This window comes from Pontibacter sp. HJ8 (assembly GCF_054824225.1).
The window spans coordinates 1-3,412 of sequence record NZ_JSYF01000277.1 but is presented as its reverse complement, the minus strand read 5'-3'; the positions used below and the strand labels follow the sequence as shown (position 1 = coordinate 3,412).

Below are 3,412 nucleotides of genomic sequence, written 5' to 3'. Positions count from 1 at the left end.
CTATGGTTACTCTTAAAGATTACCGCCCTCTTTGGCCAGCAGCTCCTTGGCAACATCGTCTTCATACTTGTCGAGTAGGCTATCCAGCTGCTTTCTAAGTTTGGCGGTGATCTTCTCGTAGCCTTTCTTGCCGTAGAGGTTGTTCATTTCCTGGGGGTCTTTCTGCAGATCGTACAGTTCCCAGCCCTCCACTCTTTTGTAAAAGCGTATGAGTTTGTAACGATCCGTTTTAATGCCGAAGTGCGGCGACACGGAGTGCTCACCGTTCTCATAGTAGTGGTAGTACATCGCATCGCGACCTTTAGCTTTTTTATTTGTTAGTAGCGGCAGGAAGGATTCGCCCTGCATGTCTTTCGGAATGGCCACACCGGCGGCATCGAGCATGGTCGGCGCGATATCAAGGTTCATCACGAAGTGCTCTGACTGAGTGCCCGGTTTTACCACGTCCGGGTAGCGCATCACCATCGGCGTGCGGAACGACTCCTCGTACATAAATCGCTTGTCGAACCAGCCGTGCTCGCCCATGTAAAAGCCTTGGTCGGACATGTAAATCACGATGGTGTTGTCAGCCAGGCCGTTCTTGTCCAGGTAATCCAGCGTGCGGCCAATGCTACGGTCCATGGAGGCAGCGGTGGCCAGGTAGTCGCGCATGTAACGCTGGTACTTCCACTCCACCAGCTCTTTGCCTTGCAGGTTGCGCGCCATTAGGTCGTCGTAGATCGGTTTATAGTAGGCCTTGAACCTGGCTCTCTGATCAGCATTCATGCGGACGATGTTGCCTTCCTTGATATTATTATAATCCGGGTACATCTTCAGGTCATAGCCCATGATCATGGTCTTGTCGATGGTCATGTCCTGCACGGTAGCCGCCTCGCGGTTGGTGTAGTTGTCGTAGAAGTTGGCTGGCAGCGGGAAGGTTTTACTGTCGAACATGCCCATATCCTGCAGGTCCGGCATCCAGGTGCGGTGCGTGGCTTTGTGACCGATTACCAGGGCAAAGGGCTTGCTCTTGTCGCGGCTGTTGAGCCAGTCTTCGGCCACATCCTCCGTTATACTGGTCACATAGCCTTCGATGCGCTCGCGGCTGCCGTCCATGTTGATGAAATCAGGGTTGAAGTAGTGCCCTTGGCCTGGCAGGACCTTCCAGTAGTCAAAACCCTGCGGATCGCTTTCCAGGTGCCACTTGCCTACCCAGGCCGTCTGGTAACCGCCTCTGCCCAGCTCCTTGATGAAGCTGTTCTGGCTGCCGTCGAAGTGCGAGTTTTCGTTGTCTTTGAAACCGTTCTTGTGGCTATACTTGCCCGTAAGTATAACGGCTCGGCTCGGACCACAAATAGAGTTTGTTACATAAGCCTTGTTAAAGGTAGCACCTTCCTTGGCTATGCGGTCGATGTTGGGCGTCTGCATCAGGTTACCGCCGTAGGCACTGATCGCTCGAAACGCGTGGTCGTCGGACACTATGATAACGATGTTTGGCCGTTTTGCGGGCTGCTGTGCCAGAGCGGCAAAGCTTCCTAAAAACGCCGCCATGAGTAAGAGTAAGTGCTTGGTCATAACGAAAATTATACTTGGTTACCTGCTATTTCCTTTTTGCTTGATTTCCTGCAAGAGCTTCGATAGCTCTTTCACCTTCTCCGGGTGCTGCTCGGCTAGATTGTGCCGCTCCCCTATGTCCTTGCTCAAGTCATAGAGTTGTGGCTCCGGCGAGTTTCCTAATTCAATATCGGTCAACTTGTTGTAGGCGGGGCCTTTGCCGGGCTCGATATACTTCCAGTTGTCTTTTACAATCGCCAGTGTACCGGCGTGTTGCACCAAAATATTCCTGCCTTGCTTGGATTTCCCACTCAGCGCCAGCAGCATATTCTGGCTGTCAGGAGCATCGGTAGTACCCAGTTGCTGGCGCAGCATGCTGGCAAAGGAAGCCAGCAGATCCACCTGTGAGATTAGAGCATCCGACTCCCCGGGCTTTACCTTGCCCGGCCAACTTACAATCCACGGCACTCGCGTACCGGCCTCGAAGGCGCTATACTTGCCCCCTCGCAAAGGCCCTGCCGGCATATGCCCGTTTTGCTTTGTCACCGCCTCGTCTTCGTAGCCATCGTCCAGCACCGGGCCGTTGTCGCTGGTAAAAATGATGAACGTGTTTTTTGCCAGGCCTTGCAGTTCGAGTTCTTTCAGGATCTCTCCCACGGCCCAATCCATTTGCAGGATCACGTCACCCCGGTAGCCCAACTCGCTTTTGCCTTTGAAGTAGGTGGAAGGCATACGCGGCACGTGCGGTTCGGTAAGAGAATAAAACAGGAAGAAAGGCTGTTTTTTGTTCTCCACGATAAAGTCTTTGGCTTTCTGCAGAAAGGTAAGCGGCACTTCCTCGTCGGTCCAGCGGGCTTTGGTGCCCCCGCTCATGTAGCCAATGCGGCCAATGCCATTTACGATGGTGTTGTCGTGCCCGTGGTTGGGCGAAGCCTTCATTTTCAGCAGCTCCGGGTTTTCTTTGCCTGTTGGTTCCTGGCCGACTTTTTCCCGGTAGTTTACCTGGATCGGATCGGCCGGATCAAGCCCTAGTACTCTACCATTTTCCATGAAGACAGTAGGCACACGGTCGGCGGTGGCCGGGAAGATAAACGAGTAATCGAAGCCTACCTCGTTCGGGCCGGGTTTGATGTCCCCGTTCCAGTTCTTCTCCACGGCTTCGCCCAAACCCAGGTGCCACTTACCTACAATAGCAGTGGTATACCCCGCTTTTTTGAATACGCCCGGCAGTGTCATTTTATCAATGGGCACTACCAAGGCGGCATCGCCCGGTAATACACCGGTTCCTTGCTTTCGCCAAGGGTATTCGCCTGTCATCAGCGCGTAGCGCGAGGGGGTACAGGTAGCAGAAGTGGCATAGCCACGGGTAAAGCGAACGCCTTGCGCTGCCAGTTTATCCAGGTTGGGAGTTTTGATTTTAGAGGCTCCATAGCTACTCATGTCGCCGTATCCCAGGTCGTCGACATAGATCAACACCACGTTCGGTCTTTGCTGGGCATAGGCAAACGATGCCATGCTAAGTATAGCCAACAACAGGAGGAATCGTATGCTCATACCTAGTTTGCTTTGCATACTACTCTATAAGTTAGCTTGTTTTTGATCACTTGTCTGATAGACCCGCACCCAATCCACTACCATCTGCACAGGCAGGTCTTCGTCTTTTATACTTCCCACCCAATTGCCGCCCAGTGCCTGGTCCAGGATGATGTAGAAATCCTCGTCGAAGGGCCATTGCACATGATCGGCGTTTTCGAGCTTAGGATAGGAAAATGTCTTTTGGCCGTTGATGAAGAAGTCGAGCCGATCCGGGTACCACTCTAGGCCATAGGTGTTGAATTCGCCTTCCTTGAAAGGGGCTGTGGCGAAGTATACGGGGTTT

General features: G+C 53.0%; 3 protein-coding genes. All 3 read right to left on the bottom strand.

Features of this window, described 5'->3' with window-relative positions:
- Positions 1-12: 12 nt before the first annotated feature.
- Entirely contained in the window at positions 13-1,554 is a 1,542-nt protein-coding gene (locus OB13_RS12795; RefSeq protein WP_461490559.1) for a sulfatase family protein, read from the bottom strand.
- 18 nt (positions 1,555-1,572) lie between these two features.
- A complete protein-coding gene (locus OB13_RS12790) occupies positions 1,573-3,087 on the bottom strand; it encodes a sulfatase family protein (protein ID WP_461490558.1) in 1,515 nt (504 codons plus the stop codon).
- 24 nt (positions 3,088-3,111) lie between these two features.
- Positions 3,112-3,412: glycoside hydrolase family 16 protein (locus tag OB13_RS12785; protein ID WP_461490557.1), on the bottom strand; the 301-nt coding region annotated here is incomplete at its 5' end.

What these genes read in the sequence shown, in the direction of transcription:
- OB13_RS12790 (WP_461490558.1), bottom strand. Translation starts at nt 3,087, where the DNA reads ATGAGCATACGATTCCTCCTGTTGTTGGCTATACTTAGCATGGCATCG.
- OB13_RS12795 (WP_461490559.1), bottom strand. Translation starts at nt 1,554, where the DNA reads ATGACCAAGCACTTACTCTTACTCATGGCGGCGTTTTTAGGAAGCTTT.